Annotated in this window: 27 protein-coding genes; 16 read left to right on the top strand and 11 right to left on the bottom strand. The window is 72.0% G+C overall.

The annotated features are described in order from the left end of the window. The first annotated feature begins 91 nt into the window (after window positions 1-91). The gene (locus tag ACF062_RS34305) at window positions 92-712 is read left to right on the top strand and encodes a TetR family transcriptional regulator (RefSeq protein WP_392143480.1); all 621 of its coding nucleotides are present in this window, start codon (window positions 92-94) and stop codon (window positions 710-712) included. Here ACF062_RS34305 and ACF062_RS34300 read toward each other — a convergent pair. Beyond that, window positions 709-1,170: a Rieske (2Fe-2S) protein gene (locus tag ACF062_RS34300; protein ID WP_392143479.1), complete on the bottom strand. Its 462-nt coding sequence runs from the start codon at window positions 1,168-1,170 to the stop codon at window positions 709-711. The two genes, ACF062_RS34305 and ACF062_RS34300, sit on opposite strands and share 4 nt — an antisense overlap. Window positions 1,171-1,294: 124 nt before the next feature. Here ACF062_RS34300 and ACF062_RS34295 point away from each other — a divergent pair, with 124 nt between their 5' ends. From ACF062_RS34295 to ung, 6 genes are all read left to right on the top strand, one after another. Then, window positions 1,295-2,089 (top strand): HipA family kinase, encoded by a 795-nt coding sequence (locus tag ACF062_RS34295; protein ID WP_392143478.1) that lies wholly within the window; start codon window positions 1,295-1,297, stop codon window positions 2,087-2,089. Then, entirely contained in the window at window positions 2,086-2,469 is a 384-nt protein-coding gene (locus tag ACF062_RS34290) for a DUF3037 domain-containing protein (RefSeq protein WP_392143477.1), read from the top strand. The genes ACF062_RS34295 and ACF062_RS34290 overlap by 4 nt, the downstream gene beginning before the upstream one ends. A gap of 177 nt (window positions 2,470-2,646) precedes the next feature. Then, a complete protein-coding gene (gene fabG, locus ACF062_RS34285; RefSeq protein ID WP_223773401.1) occupies window positions 2,647-3,408 on the top strand; it encodes a 3-oxoacyl-ACP reductase FabG in 762 nt (253 codons plus the stop codon). Window positions 3,409-3,425: 17 nt separating this feature from the next. Beyond that, window positions 3,426-4,211, top strand: a complete 786-nt coding sequence (locus ACF062_RS34280; protein WP_392143476.1) for an SDR family oxidoreductase — start codon at window positions 3,426-3,428, stop codon at window positions 4,209-4,211. A gap of 173 nt (window positions 4,212-4,384) precedes the next feature. Continuing rightward, a complete protein-coding gene (locus ACF062_RS34275) occupies window positions 4,385-5,968 on the top strand; it encodes an ABC transporter substrate-binding protein (RefSeq protein ID WP_392143475.1) in 1,584 nt (527 codons plus the stop codon). A 119-nt stretch (window positions 5,969-6,087) separates the two neighbouring features. Beyond that, window positions 6,088-6,771 carry a uracil-DNA glycosylase gene (ung, locus tag ACF062_RS34270; protein ID WP_392143474.1) on the top strand — a complete coding sequence of 228 codons (684 nt, stop codon included), beginning with the start codon at window positions 6,088-6,090 and terminating at the stop codon, window positions 6,769-6,771. A gap of 176 nt (window positions 6,772-6,947) precedes the next feature. Here ung and ACF062_RS34265 read toward each other — a convergent pair whose 3' ends face one another. Beyond that, complete coding sequence (locus tag ACF062_RS34265; RefSeq protein WP_392143473.1) at window positions 6,948-7,403, bottom strand: DUF3224 domain-containing protein; 456 nt, start codon at window positions 7,401-7,403, stop codon at window positions 6,948-6,950. Between the two features lie 98 nt (window positions 7,404-7,501). On the opposite strand from ACF062_RS34265, the gene ACF062_RS34260 reads away from it, so the two are divergent. Both ACF062_RS34260 and ACF062_RS34255 read left to right on the top strand, forming a co-directional pair. Then, the gene (locus ACF062_RS34260; protein ID WP_392143472.1) at window positions 7,502-8,464 is read left to right on the top strand and encodes a helix-turn-helix transcriptional regulator; all 963 of its coding nucleotides are present in this window, start codon (window positions 7,502-7,504) and stop codon (window positions 8,462-8,464) included. Window positions 8,465-8,562: 98 nt separating this feature from the next. Next, window positions 8,563-9,051, top strand: a complete 489-nt coding sequence (locus ACF062_RS34255) for a hypothetical protein (protein ID WP_223773395.1) — start codon at window positions 8,563-8,565, stop codon at window positions 9,049-9,051. Window positions 9,052-9,247: 196 nt separating this feature from the next. On the opposite strand, the gene ACF062_RS34250 is transcribed toward ACF062_RS34255, so the two are convergent. After that, window positions 9,248-9,712 (bottom strand): hypothetical protein, encoded by a 465-nt coding sequence (locus ACF062_RS34250; protein ID WP_392143471.1) that lies wholly within the window; start codon window positions 9,710-9,712, stop codon window positions 9,248-9,250. A 630-nt stretch (window positions 9,713-10,342) separates the two neighbouring features. On the opposite strand from ACF062_RS34250, the gene ACF062_RS34245 reads away from it, so the two are divergent. Further along, window positions 10,343-11,248 (top strand): Gfo/Idh/MocA family protein, encoded by a 906-nt coding sequence (locus ACF062_RS34245; RefSeq protein ID WP_392143525.1) that lies wholly within the window; start codon window positions 10,343-10,345, stop codon window positions 11,246-11,248. Here the strand turns inward: ACF062_RS34245 and lnt are convergent. Together lnt and ACF062_RS34235 are read right to left on the bottom strand one after the other, a co-directional pair. Continuing rightward, a complete protein-coding gene (lnt, locus tag ACF062_RS34240) occupies window positions 11,172-12,893 on the bottom strand; it encodes an apolipoprotein N-acyltransferase (RefSeq protein WP_392143470.1) in 1,722 nt (573 codons plus the stop codon). The genes ACF062_RS34245 and lnt overlap by 77 nt on opposite strands. A gap of 139 nt (window positions 12,894-13,032) precedes the next feature. Then, complete coding sequence (locus ACF062_RS34235) at window positions 13,033-13,530, bottom strand: nuclear transport factor 2 family protein (RefSeq protein ID WP_392143469.1); 498 nt, start codon at window positions 13,528-13,530, stop codon at window positions 13,033-13,035. A 186-nt stretch (window positions 13,531-13,716) separates the two neighbouring features. Between ACF062_RS34235 and ACF062_RS34230 the strand changes: the two genes are divergently transcribed. Further along, window positions 13,717-13,860, top strand: coding sequence for a hypothetical protein (locus tag ACF062_RS34230; protein ID WP_167515894.1), 144 nt, complete (start codon window positions 13,717-13,719; stop codon window positions 13,858-13,860). A gap of 99 nt (window positions 13,861-13,959) precedes the next feature. Here ACF062_RS34230 and ACF062_RS34225 read toward each other — a convergent pair whose 3' ends face one another. Further along, window positions 13,960-14,139: a hypothetical protein gene (locus ACF062_RS34225; protein WP_392143468.1), complete on the bottom strand. Its 180-nt coding sequence runs from the start codon at window positions 14,137-14,139 to the stop codon at window positions 13,960-13,962. Between the two features lie 440 nt (window positions 14,140-14,579). On the opposite strand from ACF062_RS34225, the gene ACF062_RS34220 reads away from it, so the two are divergent. Continuing rightward, on the top strand, window positions 14,580-15,050 hold the full coding sequence (locus ACF062_RS34220; protein WP_392143467.1) for a hypothetical protein: 471 nt from the start codon (window positions 14,580-14,582) through the stop codon (window positions 15,048-15,050). A 135-nt stretch (window positions 15,051-15,185) separates the two neighbouring features. Here ACF062_RS34220 and ACF062_RS34215 read toward each other — a convergent pair whose 3' ends face one another. Together ACF062_RS34215 and ACF062_RS34210 are read right to left on the bottom strand one after the other, a co-directional pair. Beyond that, window positions 15,186-16,058, bottom strand: a complete 873-nt coding sequence (locus tag ACF062_RS34215; RefSeq protein WP_392143466.1) for an undecaprenyl-diphosphate phosphatase — start codon at window positions 16,056-16,058, stop codon at window positions 15,186-15,188. 266 nt (window positions 16,059-16,324) lie between these two features. Continuing rightward, window positions 16,325-16,786 (bottom strand): winged helix-turn-helix transcriptional regulator, encoded by a 462-nt coding sequence (locus tag ACF062_RS34210; protein ID WP_392143465.1) that lies wholly within the window; start codon window positions 16,784-16,786, stop codon window positions 16,325-16,327. Between the two features lie 144 nt (window positions 16,787-16,930). On the opposite strand from ACF062_RS34210, the gene ACF062_RS34205 reads away from it, so the two are divergent. After that, window positions 16,931-18,100 carry a thiolase family protein gene (locus ACF062_RS34205; protein WP_392143464.1) on the top strand — a complete coding sequence of 390 codons (1,170 nt, stop codon included), beginning with the start codon at window positions 16,931-16,933 and terminating at the stop codon, window positions 18,098-18,100. A 35-nt stretch (window positions 18,101-18,135) separates the two neighbouring features. On the opposite strand, the gene ACF062_RS34200 is transcribed toward ACF062_RS34205, so the two are convergent. Continuing rightward, window positions 18,136-18,843: a TVP38/TMEM64 family protein gene (locus ACF062_RS34200; RefSeq protein ID WP_392143463.1), complete on the bottom strand. Its 708-nt coding sequence runs from the start codon at window positions 18,841-18,843 to the stop codon at window positions 18,136-18,138. A 49-nt stretch (window positions 18,844-18,892) separates the two neighbouring features. On the opposite strand from ACF062_RS34200, the gene ACF062_RS34195 reads away from it, so the two are divergent. The 3 genes from ACF062_RS34195 (at window position 18,893) to ACF062_RS34185 (ending at window position 22,052) form a co-directional block, all read left to right on the top strand. Then, window positions 18,893-19,591, top strand: a complete 699-nt coding sequence (locus tag ACF062_RS34195) for a DNA alkylation repair protein (protein ID WP_392143462.1) — start codon at window positions 18,893-18,895, stop codon at window positions 19,589-19,591. Window positions 19,592-19,925: 334 nt separating this feature from the next. Further along, the gene (gene tuf, locus ACF062_RS34190) at window positions 19,926-21,095 is read left to right on the top strand and encodes an elongation factor Tu (RefSeq protein WP_392143461.1); all 1,170 of its coding nucleotides are present in this window, start codon (window positions 19,926-19,928) and stop codon (window positions 21,093-21,095) included. Between the two features lie 165 nt (window positions 21,096-21,260). Then, window positions 21,261-22,052, top strand: coding sequence for a spermidine synthase (locus tag ACF062_RS34185; RefSeq protein ID WP_392143524.1), 792 nt, complete (start codon window positions 21,261-21,263; stop codon window positions 22,050-22,052). 9 nt (window positions 22,053-22,061) lie between these two features. Here ACF062_RS34185 and ACF062_RS34180 read toward each other — a convergent pair whose 3' ends face one another. Together ACF062_RS34180 and ACF062_RS34175 are read right to left on the bottom strand one after the other, a co-directional pair. Beyond that, window positions 22,062-23,387 (bottom strand): MFS transporter, encoded by a 1,326-nt coding sequence (locus tag ACF062_RS34180; RefSeq protein WP_392143460.1) that lies wholly within the window; start codon window positions 23,385-23,387, stop codon window positions 22,062-22,064. Window positions 23,388-23,460: 73 nt separating this feature from the next. Then, complete coding sequence (locus ACF062_RS34175; protein ID WP_392143459.1) at window positions 23,461-24,558, bottom strand: hypothetical protein; 1,098 nt, start codon at window positions 24,556-24,558, stop codon at window positions 23,461-23,463. Window positions 24,559-24,604: the final 46 nt, after the last annotated feature.

Genomic DNA, 24,604 nt, shown 5'->3' with positions numbered 1-24,604 from the left:
GGCCACGGTGTGGCGCCGGGCTAGTATGGGCGCTCGCCCAAACAGTATGGGCGAGCGCCCATACTGGCAATCCCCTACGCAGGAGAAGTGCATGTCACCGCGCGGAGTCGCGATCCCCGGCCTGCGCGAGCGGCTGTTCGACGCCGCCGAGCGCGTACTGGCCCGCGAGGGCCCGGCGGCCCTGACGAGCAGGGCCGTCACGGGTGAGGCGGGGTGCGCCAAGGGGGTGCTGCACACGCATTTCGAGGGCCTTGACGCGTTCGTCGCGGAGCTGGTCCTCGACCGCTTCGCCCGCACCGCGCGCCGGGCCGCCGAACTGCCGGCCCTGGCGGGCCGGTCGACCGTGCCGGAGAACCTCACCACGGTCGCGCTGGCCCTGCTGGGCTCCTTGGACCCCACCGTCGTGGGCCTGGCCATGACGCGCGCGGACGCGGCCCTGCGGATCCGCACGGCGCTGGCCGAGGGCGCGCCCGGCTTCGCGGCCATCGAGGAGTCGGTCACCGCCTACCTGGACGCCGAGGTGCGGCGCGGACGGCTCGCGGCGGCCACGGACACCGCGGCCGCCGCGCTCGCGCTCGTCGGCACCGTCCACCATCTCCTCATGACCGGCCCGGGTGGGGACTTCGGTCCCCGGGAGCGGGTGGAGCGCCTGGTGGCGCTGCTCGTCGGGCCCGCCCCGGCAGGGGAGTGCGGCGCGGGCCCGACGGTCTAGGCGAGCCGGATCGAGTCACCGTCCACGGAGATCTCGGCCGCCGGCAGCGGACGCGTCGCCGGCTTCTGCTCGACGCCGCCGTCGGTGATGGAGAACTTGCTGCCGTGACAAGGGCAGTTGATGGTGCCCCCTTCGACGCTCGTCACCGGGCACCGCTTGTGGGTGCAGAGGTTCGAGAAGGCCTTGAACTCGCCCTTGGTGGGCTGGGTGACCACCACTCCTTCCTCCTTGAAGATCTTGCCGCCGCCCACGGGGATGTCCGCCGTCCTGGCGAGCACGGTCCCGGTGACCCCGTCGCCGCCACCGGAGGACTCCGCGCCCGCCGGTGCGGTGGAGCCGTCGCCGCTGTCACTGTCGCCGCCGCACGCGGTCAGGGCGGCGGCGAGCCCCGCGCCGCCGATCGTGGCCACGACGGTGCGGCGGCGGGGCCGGGAGAAGGGTTCGTCGGAAGTCGTCATGCCCGGTGGTACGGCCCCGCGCGCCGCCGCGTTCAAACGCCCGGGGACTTCCTCGCAAGCCCGGTCCGAGAGCGCACCCGGGGAAGGTGATCGAACAGCTCCGCCCCGCAAGTAACCTGGGGCGATGCTCACCGAAGTCACCGCGGTCCGCTACGTCACGCCCCTGCGGGAGGGCGGATCGCTGCCCGGCGTCGTAGAGGCCGCCGACGCCCACGGCGCGTACGCGACGTACGTCATGAAGTTCACCGGGGCGGGCCAGGGCCGCAAGACGCTCGTCGCCGAGGTGATCTGCGGGGAGCTGGCGCGCCGCCTGGGGCTGCGCGTGCCGCGGCTCGTCCAGATCATGCTCGACCCCGTCATCGGCCTCGGCGAACCCGACCAGGAGGTGCAGGAACTCCTGAAGTCGAGCGGCGGTGCCAACCTCGGCATGGACTTCCTCTCGGGCGCGCTCGGCTTCGACCCCCTCGCCCACGACGTGGACCCGGCCGAGGCGGGCCGCGTCGTCTGGTTCGACGCCCTGATCAACAACGTGGACCGCTCCTGGCGCAATCCCAACCTGCTCCTGTGGCACGGCGACCTGTGGCTGATCGACCACGGCGCCAGCATGATCTGGCACCACAACTGGCGCACCGCCCAGACCGCGGCCACCAAGCCGTACGACGCCTCCGACCACGTCCTCGCCCCCTACGGACCCGACATCGCGTCGGCCGCCGCCGAACTCGCCCCGCTCGTCACCGAGGACCTGCTCACCGAGGTCACCGCCGAGGTGCCCGACGCGTGGCTGCTCGACGAGCCGGGCTTCGAGAACCCGGACGACGTACGCCGTGCCTACGTGTCGGCGCTGCTGCCGCGCGCCGGGACCATCCACGAACGGATCGCCCTCGGCGAGCCGCGGCCGAAGAAGGGTGCCACCAAGTGACGCAGCGGGACGTCTTCGAGTACGCGCTGGTGCGCGTGGTGCCGCGCGTGGAGCGCGGCGAGCAGTTCAACGCGGGCGTGGTGGTCTACTGCCGCGCCAAGGCGTACGTGGCCGCCCGCACCCATCTCGACGAGGGCAAGCTGCGGGCGCTCGACCCCGCCGCCGATGTCGAGGGTGTCCGGGCCGCGCTCCGCGCCGTCGAACGGATCTGTGAGGGCGGCGAGGCCGCGGGCCAGGCGGAGCGCGACGACGCGGGGCGCCGCTTCCGCTGGCTCATCGCGCCGCGCTCCACGGTGGTGCAGCCGGGCCCCGTGCACACCGGTCTGACGGCGGATCCCGTGGCCGAGGTGGACCGCCTGCTCGGCCTGTTGGTCAGGTAACGCTTGGTGAGGTATCGCGTCACAGCTCGCCTGTCTGCCGTTGACACCCGGTGCCAGGGCTTCTAGCGTCTCGTCCAGCTGAAGGTACTAAGCGGTCGCTCACCGTGGGGGCGTACCGTGGAGCAGCATCAGAGCCGCATTCCGTAGAGCCGCATCCCAAGGGCGAGGAGAACCAGCATGTCCACCACTGAGCAGCGTGTCGCGGTCGTGACCGGAGGAGCGCGAGGCATCGGTGCGGCCACCGCCGTACGGCTTGCCGCCGAGGGCCGCGCCGTGGCCGTCATCGACCTCGACGAGGCCGCCTGCAAGGACACCGTCGAGCGGATCACCGCGGCCGGCGGCAAGGCGCTCGCGGTCGGCTGCGACGTCTCCGACGAGGCCCAGGTCGAGGCCGCGGTCGCCCGTATCGCCCAGGAGCTCGGCGCGCCGACGATCCTCGTCAACAACGCCGGTGTGCTGCGCGACAACCTCCTCTTCAAGATGAGCGCGAGCGACTGGGACACGGTCATGAACGTGCACCTGCGCGGCGCCTTCCTGATGTCGAAGGCCTGCCAGAAGCACATGGTGGACGCGAATTTCGGCCGGATCGTGAACCTCTCCTCGTCCTCCGCGCTCGGCAACCGCGGCCAGGTCAACTACGCCGCCGCCAAGGCCGGACTCCAGGGCTTCACCAAGACCCTGGCCAAGGAGCTCGGCAAGTTCGGCGTCACCGCCAACTCCGTCGCCCCCGGCTTCATCGTCACCGAGATGACCAAGGCCACGGCGGACCGCGTCGGCATGGACTTCGAGGAGTTCCAGGCCGCCGCCGCCACGCAGATCCCGGTGCAGCGCGTCGGCCGCCCCGAGGACATCGCCAACGCCATCGCCTTCTTCACGGGCGACGACGCGGGCTTCGTCTCCGGGCAGGTCATGTACGTCGCCGGCGGCCCGCTCAACTGATCCGGAAGGCGGAGATCATGGCAGCACAGAACAGCGCGGCACGGGACGGCGCGGTACGGGACAGCGGGAAGGCCGCGCTCGTCACCGGCGCGAGCCGCGGCATCGGCTACGGCATCGCCGAGGCACTGGTCGCCCGCGGCGACCGCGTCTGCATCACCGGACGCAACGAGGACGCCCTCAAGGAAGCCGTCGAGAAGCTCGGCTCCGACCGGGTCATCGGCGTCGCGGGCAAGGCCCACGACGAGGCGCACCAGGCCGTCGCCGTCGAGCGCATGATGGAGGCGTTCGGCCGGGTCGACTTCCTGATCAACAACGCCGGTACGAACCCGGTGTTCGGCCCGATCGCCGAACTCGACCTCAGCGTGGCGCGCAAGGTGTACGAGACCAACGTCATCTCGGCGCTCGGCTTCGCGCAGCAGACCTGGAAGGCGTGGCAGAGCGAGAACGGCGGCGCGATCGTGAACATCGCCTCCGTCGCCGGCGTCTCCGCCTCGCCCTTCATCGGGGCGTACGGAATGAGCAAGGCCGCCATGGTCAACCTCAGCCTCCAGCTGGCGCACGAGTTCGCGCCGAAGGTGCGCGTGAACTCCATCGCCCCCGCGGTCGTCAAGACCAAGTTCGCCCAGGCGCTCTACGAGGGCCGTGAGGCGGAGGCCGCCGCCTCCTACCCGCTCGGCAGGCTCGGCGTTCCCGAGGACATCGGCGGTGCGGCCGCCTTCCTCACCTCCGCCCAGTCCGACTGGATCACCGGCCAGACACTCGTGGTCGATGGCGGCATCTTCCTCAATGCGGGCGTCGGCTGACGAAGCCCGCACAACCACCGGGTACGCCGCCAAAAGCGACGTACACGCGCATCAAGTGCCCTGTCGGCGCCATGGGTTGGCCCGGCGGGGCACTGCGATATTGTCTCCCGACCCCATGGCATGGCCGATCGAGGAGCGTGCGCGTGTTCAGTGAAGTTCCCCTTGCGAAGCGTATGAGGGGTCTGCGTCCGGTGTCGGCGTTCGCGTCCATGTCCCTGCTGGTCGGCTGCGGGATGCTGCCCTCCGACGGGCCGGACGAGGAAGAGCTGATCACCGTCGGCACGATGAGCGCGCCCAGCACCCTGGATCCGGCCAAGGCCTGGGACAGCTCGTGGGAGCTCTACCGGAACGTCTTCCAGACCCTGCTCAGCTTCCCTTCGGGGGCCACCGAGCCGGAGCCGGACGCCGCCGAGTCGTGTGAGTTCTCGGACGCCTCGAACAAGGTGTTCACCTGTGAGCTGCGTGAAGGGCTGACGTTCTCCGACGGCGACACACTGGACGCGGCGGCCGTCAAGTACTCCTTCGACCGGATGCGGACCCTTGAGGCCAAGGGTGTGGTGAAGGGCGGCCCCATGGGGCTGCTCGGCTCGCTCGACACGGTCACCACCAAGGGGGACCGGACCGTCGTCTTCCGCCTCAAGAAGGCGGACGCGACGTTCCCGTTCGTGCTGTCGGCGCCCGCCATGTCGATCGTCGACCCCGGGGACTACCCGGCCGACAAGCTCCGCACGGGCGATCGGATCACCGGCTCGGGGCCGTACACCCTGGAGGCGTACACCCCCAACGAGAAGGCCGAGCTGGTCAAGAACAGCAACTACAAGGGTGCGGCCGACGTCAAGAACGACGCCGTCACCATCCGCTACTTCAAGAAGTCGTCGGCGATGGTCGACGCCCTCAAGAAGAAGCAGATCGACGTCACCTTCCGCGGCCTGGCCGCCGAGGACATCGTCGCCATGCAGAACAGGGGCCGGCGCGAGCAGGACATCGAACTCGTCGAGGGCGCGGGCACCGAGATCCGCTACCTGGTGTTCAACACCAAGGACCCCTGGGCGCGCAAGCTCCCGGTCCGGCGGGCCTTCGCGCAACTCGTCGACCGGGCCGCCATCGCCCACAAGATCTACAAGGACACCGTCGAGCCGCTCTACTCGATGGTGCCCAGGGGCCTCACGGGCCACGCCACCGGGTTCTTCGACGACTACGGGAACCCCAGCACGGCCAAGGCCAGGAAGATCCTCACCGACGCCGGCATCACCGCGCCCGTCCCGCTCACGCTCTGGTACACCAGCGACCGCTACGGATCGGCCACCGCGCCGGAGTTCGCCGAGATCAAACGGCAGCTCGAGGCCTCCGGGCTCTTCCGGATCACGCTCAAGAGCCGCCCGTGGACCGAGTTCCAGGACGGCTACAGCAAGGGCGGGTACCCGGTCTTCGGACGCGGATGGTTCCCGGACTTCCCCGACGCGGACAACTACATCGCGCCGTTCGTCGGCCCGAAGAACGTGCACAACACGCCGTACGTGTCCAAGGAGATCACCGACGAGGTGCTGCCGCGCGAGCGCAGGGAGACCGACCGGGGCGCGGTGATCGACGACTTCGAGCGGGCCCAGGAGATCCTCGTCGAGGACGTCAGGCTGCTCCCGCTCTGGCAGGGCAAGCAGTACATCATGTCCAGCGAGGAGATAGCGGGCGGCGAGCGAGCCCTCGACCCCTCGGCGATCATGATGATGTGGGAACTCCAGCGCAAGACGAGCTGGTAGCAGGGCCGGCCGGTCGGGAAGAGGCGGCCGGGCCAGGGGAAACAGGGCGCCGGTCCGATTGTCAGTGGGCGCCGGTAGGTTCTTCCGTGAGAAGTGACCGCACACCGGAGGTTGTTGACGTGACCGACATCGCCATGCTGCCCGCGTCCTGGCGCGGAGTCCTCGGCGAGGAGCTCCAGAAGTCCTACTTCAAGGAGCTCACCGAGTTCGTCGAGCGGGAGCGGGCGGCAGGCCCCGTCTACCCTCCGCGCGAGGAGGTCTTCGCCGCCCTCGACGCGACGCCCTACGAGCGCGTGAAGGTCCTGGTCCTCGGCCAGGACCCCTACCACGGCGCGGGCCAGGGCCACGGCCTGTGCTTCTCCGTGCGCCCCGGCGTGAAGACCCCGCCCTCCCTGAGGAACATCTACAAGGAGATGCAGGCGGAGCTCGGCCACCCCGTGCCGGACAACGGCTACTTGATGCCGTGGGCCGAGCAGGGCGTCCTGCTCCTGAACGCGGTCCTCACGGTCCGCGCCGGTGAGGCCAATTCCCACAAGGGCAAGGGCTGGGAGAAGTTCACCGACGCGGTGATCCGCGCGGTGGCCGAGCGCCCCGACCCCGCCGTCTTCGTCCTGTGGGGGAACTACGCCCAGAAGAAGCTCCCGCTCATCGACGAGGAGCGCCACGCCGTCGTGAAGGGCGCGCACCCCTCGCCGCTGTCCGCGAAGAAGTTCTTCGGTTCGCGCCCCTTCACGCAGATCAACGAAGCGGTGGCCGCGCAGGGGCACGACCCGATCGACTGGCGGATCCCCGACCTCGGCTGACCTAGGGCCTGTCTGACAATTCCCGCCTGCCTCGCGACGCCATGCACGCACTCTCGCCGCACCGGGCGCAGAGCCAAGTACATCCAGTACGAGGCCCTACGCCCGGCACGCCGAGAGCACGCACCTGACGCCGCGAGGCCGCCCTCCGGGCGACGACGGGAATTGTCAGACAGGCCCTAGCCCGCGCCGACCGTGTAGTCGAACGCGTACGGGGTGGACTTCTCCCCGTACCGCGCGGTGAACGTGCCGGTCCCGGTGAGTCCGGCCAGTTCACCGGTGGCGGAGCCGGGCAGCACGGTGAAGGCGCACTCGATGGCGTCGTCCAGGAACGAACCGCGCTGCTCGATGATGAACGAGCCCTTGCGCCCGTCGAGCATGCCGTCGATGAACTCATAGCCGACGTACGCGCCCGTCGTCTCGCTCGTGTACGCGATGGTGTACTGGCAGGAGGTGCCCGCCGCCTCGATGGCCCCGGAGTAGTCGTTGACGACGGCGGCGTGGGTGATGCGGACGCCGCCCTCCGCGCCGGCGACCGGCCGCTCGTCCCAGTCGGCGAAGGTGAAGGTGCCGACGGTGCTCCCGGTGCCGACGGTGTCGATGGTGCTGCCGGTGCTGCCGGTGTTCGCGGTCATGTGGATCCTCCTGGAAACGATCAGTTGTGTCGCCGTGAGGAGGACTCTGCCGTGCGTACCTGACACCTTCTGTCAGGTATCGGGGCAGACTGGGGGCCATGCGCGCCGACCGCCTTCTCGCCCTCCTCCTGCTGCTCCAGAACCGCGGGCGCATGACCGCGCCCGAACTCGCCGAGGAGCTTGAGGTCTCGGTCAGGACCGTCTACCGGGACGCCGAGGCGCTCACCGCCTCGGGGGTGCCGGTCTACGCCGAGCGGGGCCCGGCGGGCGGCTTCCGGCTGCTCGACGGTTACCGCACCCGGCTGACGGGCCTCACCGACGACGAGGCCGACTCCCTCGCCCTCGCCGGCATGCCGGGGGCCGCGGCCGACCTCGGCCTCGGCGCGGAACTGGCCACCGCGCAGCTGAAGTTGGCCGCCGCGCTGCCCACGGGCCTCGGGGAGCGGTCGCGGCGCATCAAGGAGCGATTCCATCTCGACGCGGCGGCGTGGTTCCGCACGGCCGAGCCGGCGCCGCGGCTCGCCGTGATCGCCGAAGCCGTGTGGCGCGAGCGAGTGTTGACGGCGCGCTACCGGCGCTGGGGCGGCGAGGTCGACCGGGAACTGCACCCCTTGGGGCTGGTGCTCAAGGCGGGCAACTGGTACCTCGTGGCGTCCGCCGACGACAACGTACGTACGTATCGGGTCTCGCGGTTCCTGACGGTGACGGTGGCGGAGGAGCCCTGCGTGCGCCCCGCCGGGTTCGACCTGGCGGCGTACTGGGAGGAGGCCTCGCGTGGCCTGGAGGCGCGGGTGCTACGGAGTACCGCGCGGCTGAGGGTCTCCCGATCCGGGCTGAGGCTGCTGCCCGCGATGTTCGGCGCGGCGGGGGCGCGGGCCGTGGAGGGCGCGGGTGAGGCCGACGCGGAGGGCTGGGCGGAGGTCGACCTCGAAGTGGAGGAGCTGCCGGTGGCCGTGAGCGACATCCTCCGGCTCGGCCTGGAGGCGGAGGTGCTCGGGCCGCCCGCGCTCCGCGCCGCAGTGGCCAAAAGCGTCACCGGGCTGGCCCAGCGGTACGCGTGAGCGCCGCCTTCGCCGAACGTGCCTGACCGCGATTGTCAGTGGTGGCCGCTAGCGTCGTGAGGGATGGGGGCGATGGCCGCACGACCACGGAGGACCCGGTGACGGAGCAGCAGGAGCAGACGGCGGAAGACGCGATGATGACGCGGATCGGGCAGGCGGTCATGTTGCATCACGGCGGCGACCGCGAGGAGGCGCAGGGCCGCTTCCTCGGTCTGTGGGGGGAGATCGGCGAGGACGGCGACCCGCTGCACCGGTGCACCCTCGCGCACTACATGGCGGACACGCAGGAGGACCCCTCGGCGGAACTGGCCTGGGACCTGCGGGCGTTGTCGGCGGCGGACGAGCTCACGGACGCCCGCGTGGCCGAACACCACCAGTCGCTCGCGGTGCGCGGCTTCTACCCTTCCCTGCACCTCAACCTCGCGGCGGACTACTTGAAGCTCGGCCGCCCCGAAGCCGCCCGCAGTCACCTGCGCCGGGCCCGCGGCGCGGTCGGCGCGCTGGAGGACGACGGATACGGAAACGGCATCAAGGCGGCCATCGCGAGGCTGGAGCGGGAGGTGGGGGAGGGCAGCGAGGAGGAGTGACGGGGGTCGGGCCGGGGGGGGTGGGGGACGGCTTCGGGGGTTCACGGGATCGCGGGCGCGCAGCGGCGGACACGGGGGTGTCGCCGCCGCGTGTCCGGCCCGGGACTCCCGGAGCCGCCGCGCAGAGGCCGGGAGCTTTGGCCCGACCTCGACGCCCGTCCACGTCAACGCCCGTACGCAGCAACGCTCGTACGCGTCAACGCCCGTACACATCCCGGCAGATGTCCGACTCGGGGCTGCCCGGCCGCCAGCCTCCGTAGGCCTCGCCGAGCGCGCAGATGTCCGTGGCGGGCGGCGGCAGGGACGGGGCGGGTCGGGTGGCGCCCGCGTCGGGCCGGGCGGCGGGGGGCCTGCGCACCGGCGGCGGCTGTGGTTGCGGCTGCTCGGGGCGGGGTGCCGGTGCGGAGGTGCGGGCGACGGCGGCGGGGCTCCGGGAAGCGGGGCGGCGGGGCGGGCCCGCGCTCACCAGCGCCTCGCGGGCGGGAGCCTGCTCGATCTGCGGCCTGCTTCTCCCGTCCGTGCGGGGCGCGGCGGGCGCCGCGGTGGTCGCGGCGGGGGCGGACCGGGGCGGCCGCTCGACGCTCACGCAGCCGGAGGCGGTGGCCGAGACGGCCACGGAGACGAGAAGCGCGGCGGCGGTGGTGGTCGTCGATCTGTGCATCCGCACAACTCTCCGTGCCCGGGCGCCCCTTGGGGTCGAAACGCGGAAGAGGATGCCCCGCACGGGTGACGGGGCGTGCCGTGCGGACGCGTGGGTCTGGCCCCAGCCCGAGGCCGCGTGCCGCACCACTAGGCGCCCGGCGGGCGACTTCGCGGCGGGCCTCGCCGCTGACAGCGTGGTGATGTTCCCCCCTGGGCCAGGGGCGTCGTGGGGCGGGTCGCGTGTCTCCCGGCCGGCCTGCCCCCTCATGAGCCCTACGGCGCCCGGTGGCGGCCTCGCGGTGAGCCTCGCCGCTTACAGTGCGGCGAGGTTCCCCTCGCGCCACGGGCGTCGTGGGGTGAGTCGTGCGCTTCCCGGCTGACCCGCCTCCCTCACGAGCCCTGCCCATCGCCGTACGCGACGCCCTCATCTCCACGGCCGCCCGCAGCTCGGCCCGGACCTCATGCTGCGCGGCTTCGCCGCCATCGCCGGTCGGTGACCGCCGCAGGCCCCGTATGCTGCGGGAACGACCACAGGGGCCTTCGCGCGGACGGCACGGGGCACGGGGCGCGAGCTCGGCACGGCGGCAGGCCGACGGCAGACCCGCGGCAGGCCGGCGGCAAAGGTGAGGGAGACGTGAGGGAGACCATGGTGAAGATCGGCTGCATCGGATTGGGTGACATCGCGCAGAAGGCGTATCTGCCCGTCCTCACCGCCCAGCCCGGGGTCGAGCTGCACCTCCAGACCCGCACGCCCGCGACGCTCGCCCGCGTCGCCGGCGTCCACCACGTCCCGGACGCCCACTGCCACACCGACCTGGACGCGCTGCTCGCCCAGGGTCTCGACGCCGCCTTCGTGCACGCGCCGACCGCAGTGCACCCCGAGATCGTCACGCGGCTCATCGAGGCGGGCGTACCGACGTACGTCGACAAGCCCCTCGCCTACGAACTCGCCGACTCCGAGCGCCTCGTCCGCCTCGCCGAGGACCGTGGCGTCAGCCTCGCCGTCGGCTTCAACCGCCGCTACGCGCCCGGTTACGCCCAGTGCGCCGACCACCCGCGCGACCTGATCCTGATGCAGAAGAACCGCGTCGGGCTGCCCGAGGACCCGCGCACGCTCGTGCTCGACGACTTCATCCATGTCGTGGACACGCTGCGCTTCCTGGTGCCCGGGCCGGTCGACGACGTGGGCGTGCGCGCCCGGGTCGTCGACGGGCTCATTGAGCACGTCGTGCTGCAACTGGCGGGTGACGGCTTCACGGCGATCGGTGTGATGAACCGGCTCAGCGGCTCGACGGAGGAGATCCTCGAGGTCTCCGGGCAGGACAGCAAGCGGCAGGTGGTCAACCTCGCCGACGTCATCGACCACAAGGGGCAGCCCACCGTGCGGCGGCGCGGCGACTGGGTGCCGGTGGCCAGGCAGCGCGGCATCGAGCAGGTCGTCCTCGCCTTCCTCGACGCCGTGCGCGCGGAGAAGGTCCTCAGCGCCCGGGATGCGCTGGCGACCCATGAACTGTGCGAGCGCGTGGTCCTCGCCGCTCAGGGACAGGGCGCCTGAGGGCGCGCGCGCCCTCGGCCGCGCAGAGCGCCGCGAGCACCAGGAGCGCGCCGTGCACCGGCCAGTCGCCCCACCGGACGTACGCGGTGACGCCCTCGGCCAGCGGTATGTCGTAGACCGCGGCGGCGCTCGCGGAGGTGCCGAGCGGTTCCCCGACGCGTGAACCGTCCGCGGCGTGCACCGCGGAGACGCCGGTGAGGGTGGCGTGCACCATCGGGCGGCCCGTCTCGGCGGCGCGCACCGCCGCGAGCGAGGCGTGCTGCTCGGGCGCCCAGCTGGCCTGGAACGACGACGTGGCGGACTGGGCGATCAGCAGTCGGGCCCCGTCTCGGGTGAGCTGCCTGCTCATGTCGGGGAACGCCGACTCGAAGCAGACCAGCGGCCCCACCCGCAGGCCGTGGCCCGCGTCCATCACCACTTGGCGGCCGCCGCGCCTGCGGTCCTCGCCCGCGGCCTTGCCGACGGAGGTCGCCCAGCCGAGGAGGGAGCGCGCCGGTATGTACTCCCCGAAGGGCACGAGCCGCATCTTGTCGTAGCGGTCGCCGGTCGGCCCGTCCGGGCCGACGAGCACGGAGCTCTTGAAGATGCCGGGCCGGTCGGAGCGGCGCGCGTCGACGTTCACCAGGATGTCGGCGCCGACGTCGCGGGAGAGCGCGGCGATGCGGCGGGCCACGTCGGGCCGGTCCGCCAGGTCGAAGCCGACGCTGCTCTCGCCCCAGACGACCAGGTCCAGGTCCCGCCCGGCGAGGGAGCGGGTCAGCTCCTCCTCGCGGGCGAACCGCTTCTCGGGGCCCGCGATGCCGTTGATGACCCCGGGCTGCACGACGGCGACCCGGATCTGCCCCGCCGCATCCGGCCGTGGGGCCCAGGCCGAGACCGCGGCGGTCACGACGGCGATGGTGGCGAGCCCGGCGAGGGCGGGCGTGACGAGCCCGGCGGGGGTGGGGGCCGCGGGGGAGGCGGGTTTCGCGGACACCGGGCGGGAGGCCGGCTTCGGGATCGTCGCCGGGGAGGCGGGCTTCGGGTCCCCCGCCAGTCCCCTGCCCCGGGCCCAGGCGACGATCAGCAGCGCGAACCCCACGTTGACGGCCACCACCAGCGCGCTGACCAGCCAGACGCCGCCCACGGAGGCGAGCCGCAGAGCCGGGGTCAGCTGCCACTGGCTGGAGCCGAGCAGACCCCAGGGGCCGCCCAACCCCTGCCACGACCTGACCAGTTCGACCATCAGCCAGCCCGAGGGGAGGGCCACCAGCGCGACCGCCGCGTGGCCCGGCGTCGGTATGCCGCCGAGGAGCCGCCGCACCAGCCAGCCCCAGGGCGCCCACAACAGGCCGAGCAGCGCGGCTATGACGATCGTGAACACATGCAGGCTCGGCAGCAGCCAGTGGTGTACGGCGACCATGAAGCCGAGGCCGCCGAGCCAGCCGTCGACCATGGCCCGCCGCCCGGTCGGGGCCGTGCGGGCCAGGAGCATCCAGGGGACCAGCGCCACGTACGCGAACCACCACAGCGACGGCGCGGGGAACGCGAGGGCGGGCAGCGCCCCGGCCAGGACGGCGATGCCGCCCCGCCGGCGCCGTGACGCGAGCAGCCGCTCGGCGCGGGCCCGAAGCCGCCACCGCCGGTCGTCGCCGAACTGATCCATGCAGCGCCTCCCTAGATCCCCGACGCCCGGACGTGTACCCAGTGTGCGCGCCGCCGACGATCTAGAACAGTGGGCATTTGTTCGGATGGCGCGAGCAGAGACCGGGGTGGCCGGAGGGCGTGCAGAGGGGCGCTCGGCGTCAGTCCTTGGCGGGCGTCGCGCGCGGTCGGTCGCCGACGCGGCGCCACTTCTCCCGCACCGCCACCTCGCGAAGCCGCCAGCCGCCGTGCGTACGCAGCAGCGCGAAGGCGTACCGCCCGCCGCAGACGAAGTCGGGCGCGGAGGAAGGCTTGGTGCCTCCCGGAGGGGCCGCGAACCGCATGGGGTTCACATAGTCGGCCCGTACGCGCGCGGAGTCACCGATGTCCTGGTCCAGCGTGCCGAACTCCAGTCGGCGGTTGACGATCAGGTGCTGGCGCATCGGGAACATCCGCATCGTCTCGGTCAGCCAGGCGGCCACCTCGGCGGCGTCTCCCTCGATGCCGCCGGCGGAGCGGTAGTCGGCGCGCCCTCCAGGGGCGAACAACTGCTGGTAGGCGTCCCAGTCACCGTCGTCGACGGTCACCGCGTACTCGGTGATGAGGGCATCGATGGCCAACCGGTCGATCACGGCGGCGAGTTCCACGCGCTGCGTCATCGGCTCAGTGTTGGGCACGGGAGGTGCCGCGCCAAGGGGTGTGCAGGGAGGAAGAGGCGGCGGGGCGGCGGGGCAACGGAAACGTGGTCGTGGCAGAACTGTCCCTTCGACAATGTCCGTACGGCGCTTCAGCGGGTACACGGAGGGTGCACGGACCGCTCGCTACTCGCGTCATAGGAGAACGACATGCCAGGACTGATGACGAAGATCAAGCAGTTCGTCCAGAGCCCTCAGGGCCGACGCACCGTCGCACAGGTGCGTCGCGCCTCCGCCGATCCGCGGCGACGGGCCCAGGCCCAGCGGTTCCTGGGCGGCCTGCGCCGGCGGTGACGCCGGTCGGCCGGTCCGCTCCCACCGCCGGGAGCGGACCGTGGCCCGGCAGGCGTGACTCTTGCGTTCCCCCGGCTGGTCGGCCGGCAGCGCCGCGCGTCAGGCGGCCTTCACCATCTCGGCACGGACCGCCGCCGCCCACTCCGTCACGAGCTGTTCGTACTCCCTGCGCTGTTCGGACGTGAGGCGGCCGCCCGCGCGCAGCCACAGGCCGCGTATGCGCTCGTTCAGTTCCACGGAAGAGCGCACGGAACCATGGGTCGGTGGGGTTAAGGGCATGACGCCAAGCCTAGGGGATGGGTACGACAATCGGAACTGTCAGCTACCGCACACCTCCGCCAGGTGATCGGCCCCGGCCTCCGCTCCCGGGTCGCCGCCTCCATATCCGTATGGAACGGTGGAAAGCGACTCAGCGGTCCCCGCCGTAGCGGTGGTTCCGACCCGAACCACCGCTCTCTGGCGGAACCCGTGGTTCCTATCCGGAAGAGGTGGCTCCATGTCCTCGAAGCGACGCCGCAAGAAGAAGTCCCGCCGTAAGCACGCGGCCAACCACGGCCGCCGCCCGCAGTCCTGAGACCAGGGCACCCACGACCCCGAGCGCGTCCCCGACGCGGCGGGGTCTCGCCGTTCCTGCCCTCGTCGACACTCTCCGACGCTACGATCCGGATCTTCGCGCGCGCCTGCCGAGGCGCGCCGCAGCCGGAACGGAGGAGAGGCAGATGTGGTCCACCCTGATCGCGGTGCTCGGCACACTGGGCGGCGCCGCCCTGGCCGGCCTCACCGCACACTGGACGGACCGCCGCGCCCGCGCCCTCGAGCACCGCCAGCGGGTCCTCGATGCCACCGCACAGCTGCTCGCCGCCGCCCTGGCGTTCCGCGAGCAGTACTGGCTCCAGGTCGCCGATCTACGCGACGGCATGCCCCTGGGCAGGGAGGCCCGGGCCGACCTGTACCGAGCCCGCTCGGCCGTCACCGCGGCCTTCGACCGCCTGGCGCTGACCGTGACCGACCCGGAGCTGACCGCCATCGCGGTCGAGGCCGCGTGGTCGGCCATCGACCTGGGTGACATCACCCTGGGAGACGTACGGGACGGCCGGTTCACCGACGACGTCGAAGCCGCTCTCGACGCAGGACGGGAGCGGAGCCGGGACGCGCACACGGCGCTGCGCAGCGCCGCCCAAGCCTGGTAGCGGCAGCGATACAGTTTTCGACTGCGACTATGAGTCCTTGCGGGGGCTAACACACGCCTGGCTGGAAGCAGTGCTTCGAAGGCACCGTGCGCTACCAGCAGGGCACGGCCGGAAACCTGCACGTACAGAGCCCGGTCACCCCGCCGATTCCCCCGCATGCGGGCTCAGCACACCCATGCTGACCAGCACCACCAGGACGATGCCGAGCAGGATCCGGTAGTAGACGAACGGCATGAAACTCTTGGTCGTGATGAACTTCATGAACCACGCGATGACCGCGTAGCCGACCACGAACGCGATGATCGTGGCGAAGATCGTCGGGCCCCAGGAGACATGGCCCTCGCCCGCGTCCTTCAGCTCGAAGACGCCGGAGGCGAGGACGGCGGGGATCGCCAGGAGGAACGAGTAGCGCGCCGCCGCCTCGCGGGTGTACCCCATGAGGAGGCCGCCGCTGATCGTGGCGCCGGAGCGGGAGACGCCCGGGATCAGGGCCATCGCCTGGCAGATGCCGAAGATCAGGCCGTCCCTGACGCCCAGCTCCTTGAGGCCCTTGCGGTGGCGTACGGCGCGGTGCCTGCCGCCGGTCTCGTCGCGGGCCGCCAGGCGGTCGGCGATGCCGAGGACCACGCCCATCACGATCAGCGTGGTGGCGATCAGCCGCAGGTCGCGGAAGGGGCCCTCGATCTGGTCCTTGAACGTCACGCCGAGGACGCCGATCGGGATCGAGCCGACGATGACCAGCCAGCCCATCTGTGCGTCGTGGTCCGAGCGCGGCACCCTCCCGAGGAGTGAGCCGAACCACGCGGACACGATCCGCGCGATGTCCTTGCGGAAGTAGATCAGCACGGCCGTCTCGGTGCCGATCTGCGTGATCGCCGTGAACGCCGCGCCCGGGTCGTGCCAGCCGGCGAACGCCGCCGTCAGCCGCAGGTGCGCGCTGGAGGAGATCGGGAGGAACTCGGTCAGTCCCTGGACGAGCCCGAGGATGAAGGATTCAAACCAAGACATGAGAACTGCGCCGTCCAAGTACTGATCATCGGACCACTGAAGCGGTCGTAGCGGTCGTAGCGGTCATAGAGGGGCGTGCTGGGGTGTGCGGGAAGCGTGCGGGAGGCGTGGGCGAGGCGGGCTCCGGAGAGGCGGAACGCCGGGAACGCGAGAGGGGCCACCGAGATCACCCCCCTCGTCGTGGGGCAGCGTAGCGGCCCTGGGTTACGGGGATGGGGGGAGGGCCGTCTTCGGCCGCCGGGCGGCTCGCGGGCCCCGGCGCCGCCCTACGCCGCCGAGGGGCCCGTCGTCGTCCACCCCGGGGTCTGGGGATGCGCGGTGAGGTCCTCGTGGTGGACCGCGTCGCCGCAGGCCGAGCACGTGACCACCGGGACCAGCTCGTGGCCGCAGGTGTGCTCCAGGACCATCGGCCGGTCCCCGTCACCGCGTAGATGGCGGTCGCCCCACGCCATGAGCGTCATCAGGACCGGCTCCAGTTCGAGGCCGGCCGGCGTGGGCCGGTACCGGAAGCGCTGCGGGCGCTCGCTGTAGGCGACCTTCTCCAGGATCCCCGCCTCCACCAGCCGGCGAAGGCGCGTCGCGAGGATGTCGCGGGGCGCGCCGATGTTGCGTACGAGCTGGTCGAAGCGTTCGTTGCCGAGGCACACCTCGCGCAGCACGAGCAGCGAGTACTTCTCGCCGACGAGGGCGAGGGCGTCGGCGATGGAGCAGGGGCGCGGATCCTTCATGCGGGCAGTCTAGGGGGCGGGAAGGAGAGGGTTTGATTTTCCAACTCATAGGGCTATGGTGAGTCCAGATTTCCTACTCACTGGTAGCCCCGGGCCGGGAGCCCGGCGGTCCAGCAGCTCCGGTAGCCGAAAGAGGCCCGCATCATGCGTGACGCCGTCATCGTCGAAGCCGTACGCACCCCCGTCGGCAAGGGCAAGCCCAATGGCGCCCTCGCCGGCGTCCACCCCGTGGAACTCCTCGCCCACACCCTGCGCACCCTCGTCGAACGCAGCGGTATCGACCCCGCCCTGGTCGACGACGTGATCGGCGGCACCGTCGACCAGGTCGCCGAGCAGGCCATGAACACCACGCGCTACGCCGTCCTCTCGGCCGGCTTCCCCGAGTCCGTGCCCGCGACCACCGTCGACCGGCAGTGCGGCTCCTCCCAGCAGGCCGTGCACTTCGCGGCGCAGGGCGTCATGTCGGGGGCGTACGACATGGTCGTGGCCTGCGGTGTGGAGTCGATGAGCCGCGTGCCGATGTGGTCGAACGTGCCCGCCGGGGCCGATCCGTTCGGGCCCGGCATCGCCGAACGCTATCCGGAGGGCCTGGTCCCGCAGGGCATCAGCGCCGAGCTGATCGCCGCCAAGTGGTCCCTCGGGCGCGAGCGCATGGACGCCTTCGCCACCACCTCGCACCAGCGGGCCGCGCGCGCCTGGGACGCGGGCCTCTTCGACGCCGAGACCGCGCCGATCGCGGGCCTGACCCGCGACGAGTCGGTACGCCCCGCCACCACGCCCGAGGTCCTCGCCGGCCTCAAGCCCGCCTACTACGACCCGGGCTTCGGCGAGCGCTTCCCGCAGATCGACTGGTCGGTCACGGCGGGCAACTCCAGCCCCGTCAACGACGGCGCCTCCGCCGTCCTCATCACCACCAGCGAGCACGCGGCAAGGCTCGGCCTGCGCCCGCTCGCCCGCCTGCACAGCTTCGCCGTCACCGGCTCCGACCCGCTCCTCATGCTCACCGGCATCCTGCCCGCCACCGAGAAGGTGCTGCGCAAGGCGTCACTCACCCTCGACGACATCGATCTCTTCGAGGTCAACGAGGCCTTCGCGAGCGTCGTCCTGGCCTGGTTGCAGGAGACCGGCGCCGACCCCGAGAAGGTCAACGTGCACGGCGGCGCCATCGCGCTCGGCCACCCGCTGGGCGCCAGCGGGACCCGCCTGATGACCACGCTCGTCCACGCGATGCGCGCCCGCGGCGCCCGGTACGCGTTGCAGACCATGTGCGAGGCGGGCGGACTCGCCAACGCCACGGTCCTCGAAGCGCTCTGACGGCCTGGCCGGCCCCCGCGAAGCCGAAGCCGGCCTCAGCGGGGGCCGCGGAAGTGGTGGCGCTTGAACCACGCGACCGTCGCCCCGCCAAGGCCCGTCACCGCGATGAACCCCATCGCGATCAGGAAGGCGGGCGACGTCGGCGTCGAGGCCCGGGCGCCCGCGATGACGTACGCCGCCGTGTTCGGGATCGACCCGAGGCCCGTGGCGAGAAGGAACGGCAGCCAGCCCATGCGGGAGACCGCCGCGCAGTAGTTGGCGGCGGCGAACGGCACCCCCGGGAAGAGCCGCACGGCCAGCATCGACCGGAAGCCGTGCCGGCTGAACTGGCCGTCCGCCGCCTTCAGCCAGCGCCCCCGCAGCAGCGGCCGCAGCGCGTCCTGGCCCAGCATCCTGCCGAGCCCGAAGGCGATCCCGGCACCGAACACCGTGCCGGCGATCGCCGCGACGAGACCCGCCTGCGAACCGAAGAGCGCGCCCGCCGCCAGATTGAGCAGCGGCCGTGGCACGAACGCGGCGGTGCACACCCCGTACGCCACCGCGAACAGGGCCACCGCCGTCGCGCCGCCCAACTGCGCGGGCCAGCCGTCGGACAGGAGCCGCTGCGGCTCGAACAGCAGCACGCACGTGCCCGCCGCCGCGAGGAGCACCACGAGCAGCGACAGCCGCGACCACGGCGAGAGCAGCGCCCTGGCGCAGCGCACGGCGAGGCCCTGTGGCCGGGCGGTTGCGGTCTCGAACATCCGGGAAGACTAACCGGCCAATGTGTCTGATCGCCGTATGGTGCGTCTCATGAGCGTCACAGTCCCGAGAAGTGACCTGGCCGACGCGGTGCTCGACCGGCTTGTCGTGACGTACGCCTCGGCGGCCGACCCCCGGCAGGCGGCGCGTATGCGTACGTACATGAAGGACGTCGCCCCCTTCCTCGGCCTCGCCTCGCCCGCGCGCCGCGAGCTGTCCCGCGCCGTCCTCGCCGGCATGCCCCGCCCCGACGAGGCGGACTGCGCGGCCATCGCGCTGCGCTGCTGGGAGCTGCCCGAGCGGGAGTACGCCTACTTCGCGGTGGACTATCTGCGCCGCCACGTGAAGCGGTGCTCATCCGGTTCTCTGCCCGTCGTACGCCACCTCGTGACCACGCGCCCCTGGTGGGACACCGTCGACCTGCTCGCCGCGCACGTCGTCGGAGGGCTCGTCGCCGCCGACCCGCGCCTGCGCGCCGACATGGACGAGTGGATCGAGGACGAGGACATGTGGGTGGCCCGCACGGCGCTCCTGCACCAGCTGCGCCACAAGGAGGCGACGGACGCCGAGCGTCTCTTCGCCTACTGCCTGCGCCGGTCGGGGCACCCCGACTTCTTCGTCCGCAAGGCGATCGGCTGGTGTCTGCGCGAGTACGCCAAGACCGATCCGAACGCGGTACGCGCCTTCGTCGAGCGCGAGCGGGACCGGCTCGCGCCGCTGTCGGTGCGGGAGGCGCTGAAGAACCTCTGAACCGGCCGGGAGGGGGAGGGGGGAGGCGCGGCGGCAACCGGGCGCTCACCTCGTCCCGTTCGGCGAAATTCATTCGACGTGCGTGACTCGTGTCGGCCAGGATCAGAGCCATGTTCCGGTACGCCTTCCTCGCAGCCACGCCCGCAGTCGCGGGCGCTGCGAAGGCTGCCGTCGACGCTCCCGACGCCTTCGGCGGCGCCCGAAGCTGACCCTCCCCGGACACTCCGGCGGACCCCGCAGGGGGAGGGTCGGTACGGCCCCCGGGGTCCCCGTCCCGACCAGGCGCACACCGCCGGTCCGGGGCAGCAGCTTCGAGTTCCGAGAAGGAACCACCATGCCCAAGACGGCTTACGTCCGCACGAAACCGCACCTCAACATCGGCACCATGGGGCACGTCGACCACGGCAAGACGACGTTGACCGCCGCCATCACCAAGGTCCTCAGCGAGCGCGGCACCGGCACGTTCGTCCCCTTCGACCGCATCGACCGCGCGCCGGAGGAGGCGCAGCGCGGCATCACCATCAACATCGCGCACGTCGAGTACGAGACGGACACCCGGCACTACGCGCACGTGGACATGCCCGGCCACGCCGACTACGTGAAGAACATGGTCACCGGCGCCGCCCAGCTCGACGGGGCCATCCTCGTCGTCTCGGCGCTCGACGGCATCATGCCGCAGACCGCCGAGCACGTGCTCCTCGCCCGGCAGGTCGGCGTCGACCACATCGTCGTCGCCCTCAACAAGGCCGACGCCGGGGATGAGGAGCTGACCGACCTCGTGGAACTGGAGGTCCGTGACCTGCTCTCCCGGCACGGGTACGGGGGCGACTCCGTCCCGGTCGTACGGGTCTCCGGGCTCAAGGCGCTGGAGGGCGCCCCCCGGTGGACGGGTGCGATCGAGGCACTGCTGGACGCGGTGGACACGTACGTACCGATGCCCGAGCGCTATCTCGACGCGCCGTTCCTGCTGCCCGTCGAGAACGTGCTCACCATCACCGGGCGCGGCACCGTCGTCACCGGCGCCGTCGAGCGCGGCACCGTCCGCCTCGGCGACCGCGTGGAGGTGCTCGGCGCGGACACCGAGACGGTGGTCACCGGCCTGGAGACCTTCGGCAAGCCCATGGAGGAGGCGCAGGCCGGGGACAACGTGGCGCTGCTGCTGCGCGGTCTGCCACGTGACGCCGTCCGCCGGGGCCATGTGGTCGCGGCGCCCGGCAGCGTGAGCCCACGGCGGCGCTTCACCGCGCAGGTGTACGTCCTGTCGACCCGCGAGGGCGGCCGTACGACACCGATCGCCACGGGGTACCGGCCGCAGTTCTACATCCGCACCGCGGACGTGGTCGGTGACGTGGACCTCGGCGAGGCGGCCGTGGCCCGCCCCGGCGAGACGGTCACCATGACGGTCGAGCTGGGCCGTGACGTGCCGCTGGAGACCGGCCTCGGCTTCGCCATCCGCGAGGGCGGCCGCACCGTCGGCGCGGGCACCGTCACGGAGGTCGCCTGACGGGCCATGCCCCGCACCGCCCGCTCCGGGGGGATCGAACCCCCCGGGGCGGGCGGCACAATGGAGCCCGTGGACGAGCACGAGTTCGAGACCGGCGCGGGGTACGAGCCCCCGGGCGAGGCGATTCCGGTGACCCGCGAGGTGGATCACGGCACCGCCAAGCTGATGCCCGACGTCGACCGGGCGCGGGCCTGGCTGCTCACCGTCGACGGGGCGCCCCAGTCGTACGTGGACCTGGACGCGCCGACCCACCTGGAGTTCGAGTACGCGCGCCGGCTCGCCCACGTCCTGGACACCGCGGCCGCGCCGGGCCGCCCGCTCGACGTCATCCACCTCGGCGGCGGCGCCCTCACCCTGCCACGCTATGCCGCCGCCACGCGCCCCGGCTCCCGGCAGGACGTCGTCGAGGCCGACCGGGGGCTGCTGCGACTGGTCGCCGAACAGCTGCCGTGGGAGCGGGACGCGGGGATCACCGTGCACGGGGCGGACGCCAGGCAGTGGCTCGACGCGGCGCCCGCCGACAGCGCCGATGTCCTCGTCGCCGATGTCTTCGGCGGCTCACGGGTGCCCGCGCACCTCACCACGGTCTCCTACGCCAAGGCCGCCGACCGCGTGCTGCGCCCGGGCGGTCACTACACGGCGAACCTCGCCGACGGCGCGCCCTTCGCCTTCCTCCGCTCCCAACTGGCCACCTTCGCCGAGGCCTTCGAGGAACTCGCGCTGATCGCCGAGCCGTCGGTGCTGCGCGGCCGCCGCTTCGGGAACGCGGTACTCATCGCCTCGCACGCACCTCTCGACATCGCGGCCCTGGCCCGGCGCGCGGCGTCCGACGCCTTCCCCGCCCGCGTCGAACACGGCGAGGCACTGCGGCGCCTCATCGGGGACGCGAAGGCGGTACGTGACGAGGACGCCGTCCCTTCACCGGAGCCGCCTGGCGGGGCGTTCAGTGTTGGGTGAGCCGATCCTTCACCCGAGCCGCCCGACAGGGCCCTCCGCATCGGCTGAAGTCGAGGCGACCGCGTCCGCGGAGACGCCGGCGCGAGGCGTCGGCACCGCCACCTCCTTCGTGCGTCGCGTCAAGTTGCGTACGTCAGGGACGAACAGGACGGCCGCCGTCACGAGGACCACCAGCACCGCGCAGCCCCACAGCGACGCGCCGCGGCCGAACGCGGACTCCGCGGGGCCGGCGAGGGCCGTGGCGAGAGGCACCATCGCGATCGAGCCGAACCAGTCGTAGGCGGCGACCCGCGACAGCTTCTCCTCCGGGATCTCCTGATGCATCGCGGTCATCCAGGAGACACCGAACACCTCGATCGCCACGCCGCTGACGAACATCACCGCGGCGAGCCCGGCCACCGGCAGCGGCACGGCCAGCGCCGCCGAGGGCGCGGCCAGCGGAAAGACGCAGAGGGTGCCCGCGAGCAGCAGCCGCCGCGGCTTCCACCGCATCATCAGGACCGCGCCGCCGACCGTGCCCGCGCCGAACGCGGCGAGCGCGAGGCCCCACGGCCCCGCGCCGCCCAGCTCGTCGCGGGCCACCAGGGGCCCGAACACCGACTCGGCGGCCCCGACCACGGCCACCACGACCGAGAACTGTGCCACGATCGACCAGAGCCAGGTGCGGCCGGTGAACTCCCGCCAGCCGTCCCGCAGATCGGAGAACAGCCCGCCGCCGGGCGCGCGCTCCGGTATGTGGCTGACGTCCAGGAAGGAACGCAGCGCTCCCGCGGCCGCGAACGCCGCCGCGTCCACCGCGAGCACCCAGCCCGGGCCGATCGCCGCCACCATCAGACCGCCGAGCGCGGCGCCGCCGAGGCCCGCCCCCTGCATCGCCATCCGGTACAGCGCGAACGCCCGGCTGACCTGCTCGCCGCTGACCGAGGACATCAGCATCCCCTCGGCCGCGGGCCCGAAGAAGGCCTGCCCGACGCCGCCGAGGCCGGTGAGCAGCATCATCTGCCACAGCTGCGGCTCGCCCGCGATGACGAGCACGGCGAACGCCGCCTGCGACACGCAGTTGAGGGCGTTGGCGGCGACCATCACATGGTGGCGCGGCAGCCGGTCGGCGACGGCCCCGCCGATGAGCAGGAACAGCACGAGGGGCAGTGTCCGCGCGGCCGCGACGAGCCCGACGTCCCCGCCGTCACCCCCGGCGTCCAGCACGGCGAACGCCGCCGCGATCAACGCCCCGTGGCTTCCGAGGTTCGTCACGATCGCGGCGGCGGTCAGCAGCGTGTAGTTGCGACCCGCCCAACTGGGGCGGCGGCGCGGCACGGAGGCAGGATTCGTCACTCCGGGACTATCCCCGGGGCAGTACGCACTTGCCAAACCGTTTGTTCTCGTGGCTCAGAACGCGCCGCGCGGCTCAGGACTCCTCGGCCGCGGCCTCGCTCCACCGCACGGTGTCCAGAATCTTCCTCACCAGGGCGTCGGAGACCTCTTCCTTGACGCCCTTGGCGCCGTAGAGGGTCCAGGCCACGTACTCACCGGCCTCGTTCTTGAAGGCGAACGTGGTGGCCTTGCCCTCCGAGTCGCACTTGGCGGACGTGGCCGCGCCGGACGTCGTCGACGTCGCCACGCTGCCCTTGACGCCGGACTTGGTGGTGTACTCCTCCACCTTGCCGATCTTGATCTTCTTCTTGTCGGCCTTGGTCTGCTCGGTGTAACCGCCGAAGACCCACCAGGCGGAGTCGTTGCGCGCGACGTCCTTGGTGTTCTTCGCGCCGTTCTGGCCCTTGGTGCCGACGACGGCGAGCGAGGTGTCCTCGGACTCGCCGTTCTTGTCCTCGTCCGAGGTGCACCACTTCTCTTTGTAGACCGCGGGCGCGGACATGCCGATGATCGCCTTCGCGCCCTTGTCCTTGCGGTCGTCGAAGCCGGTGAAGGTGTCCGGCGTCTCGACCTTCCAGTCGGCCGGAACGTCGAAGGCGGTGCCCCACTTGGGGTTCACCACGACCTGCCAGCCGGGAACCGTCGGCTTGTCCTCGCCGCCCTCACCGCGTTCGTTCCCACCGCCGGTGGGCGTCGGGTCCGGCTTCTTCGTCGCGGACTTCGAGGGCTTCGCCGGCCCCGCCTTGTCGTCCTTGCCCTCTTCGTCACCGCCGAGGACCAGGAAGCCGGTGACGCCGGCCGCCACCACCACGGCCAGCGAGGCGACGATGGCGGTGATCTTCGTCTTGTTGCCGCCCCCGCCCTGGCCGCCACCGCTCTGCTGCGGCAGCCCGGGCGGTGGCGTCGGAGCGGACCAGTGCGGCTGCGGCTGCTCGGGCTGCGAGAACCCGCCCGAGTGCGGCTGCTGGTAGCCACCGGCGGGCGGCTGCTGCGGGTAGCCGCCCGCGGGCTGCTGCTGATACCCCGGCTGCTGATAGGGGTTGGGCGCCTGGTACCCCGGCTGCTGGTACGGGTTGTGATTCTGGTCCTGCGGGTTCTGCTCGCCCCCGGGCGGCTGCTGTTCTGGCCACATGGCCAGTAACCATAGAGGTGCCGGGGGCCGGGTGCCACGGGCAGCC

It is taken from the genome of Streptomyces sp. NPDC015345 (assembly GCF_043078805.1).
Classification (GTDB): Bacteria; Actinomycetota; Actinomycetes; order Streptomycetales; family Streptomycetaceae; genus Streptomyces.
This window is presented reverse-complemented; position numbering and strand designations above follow the sequence as displayed.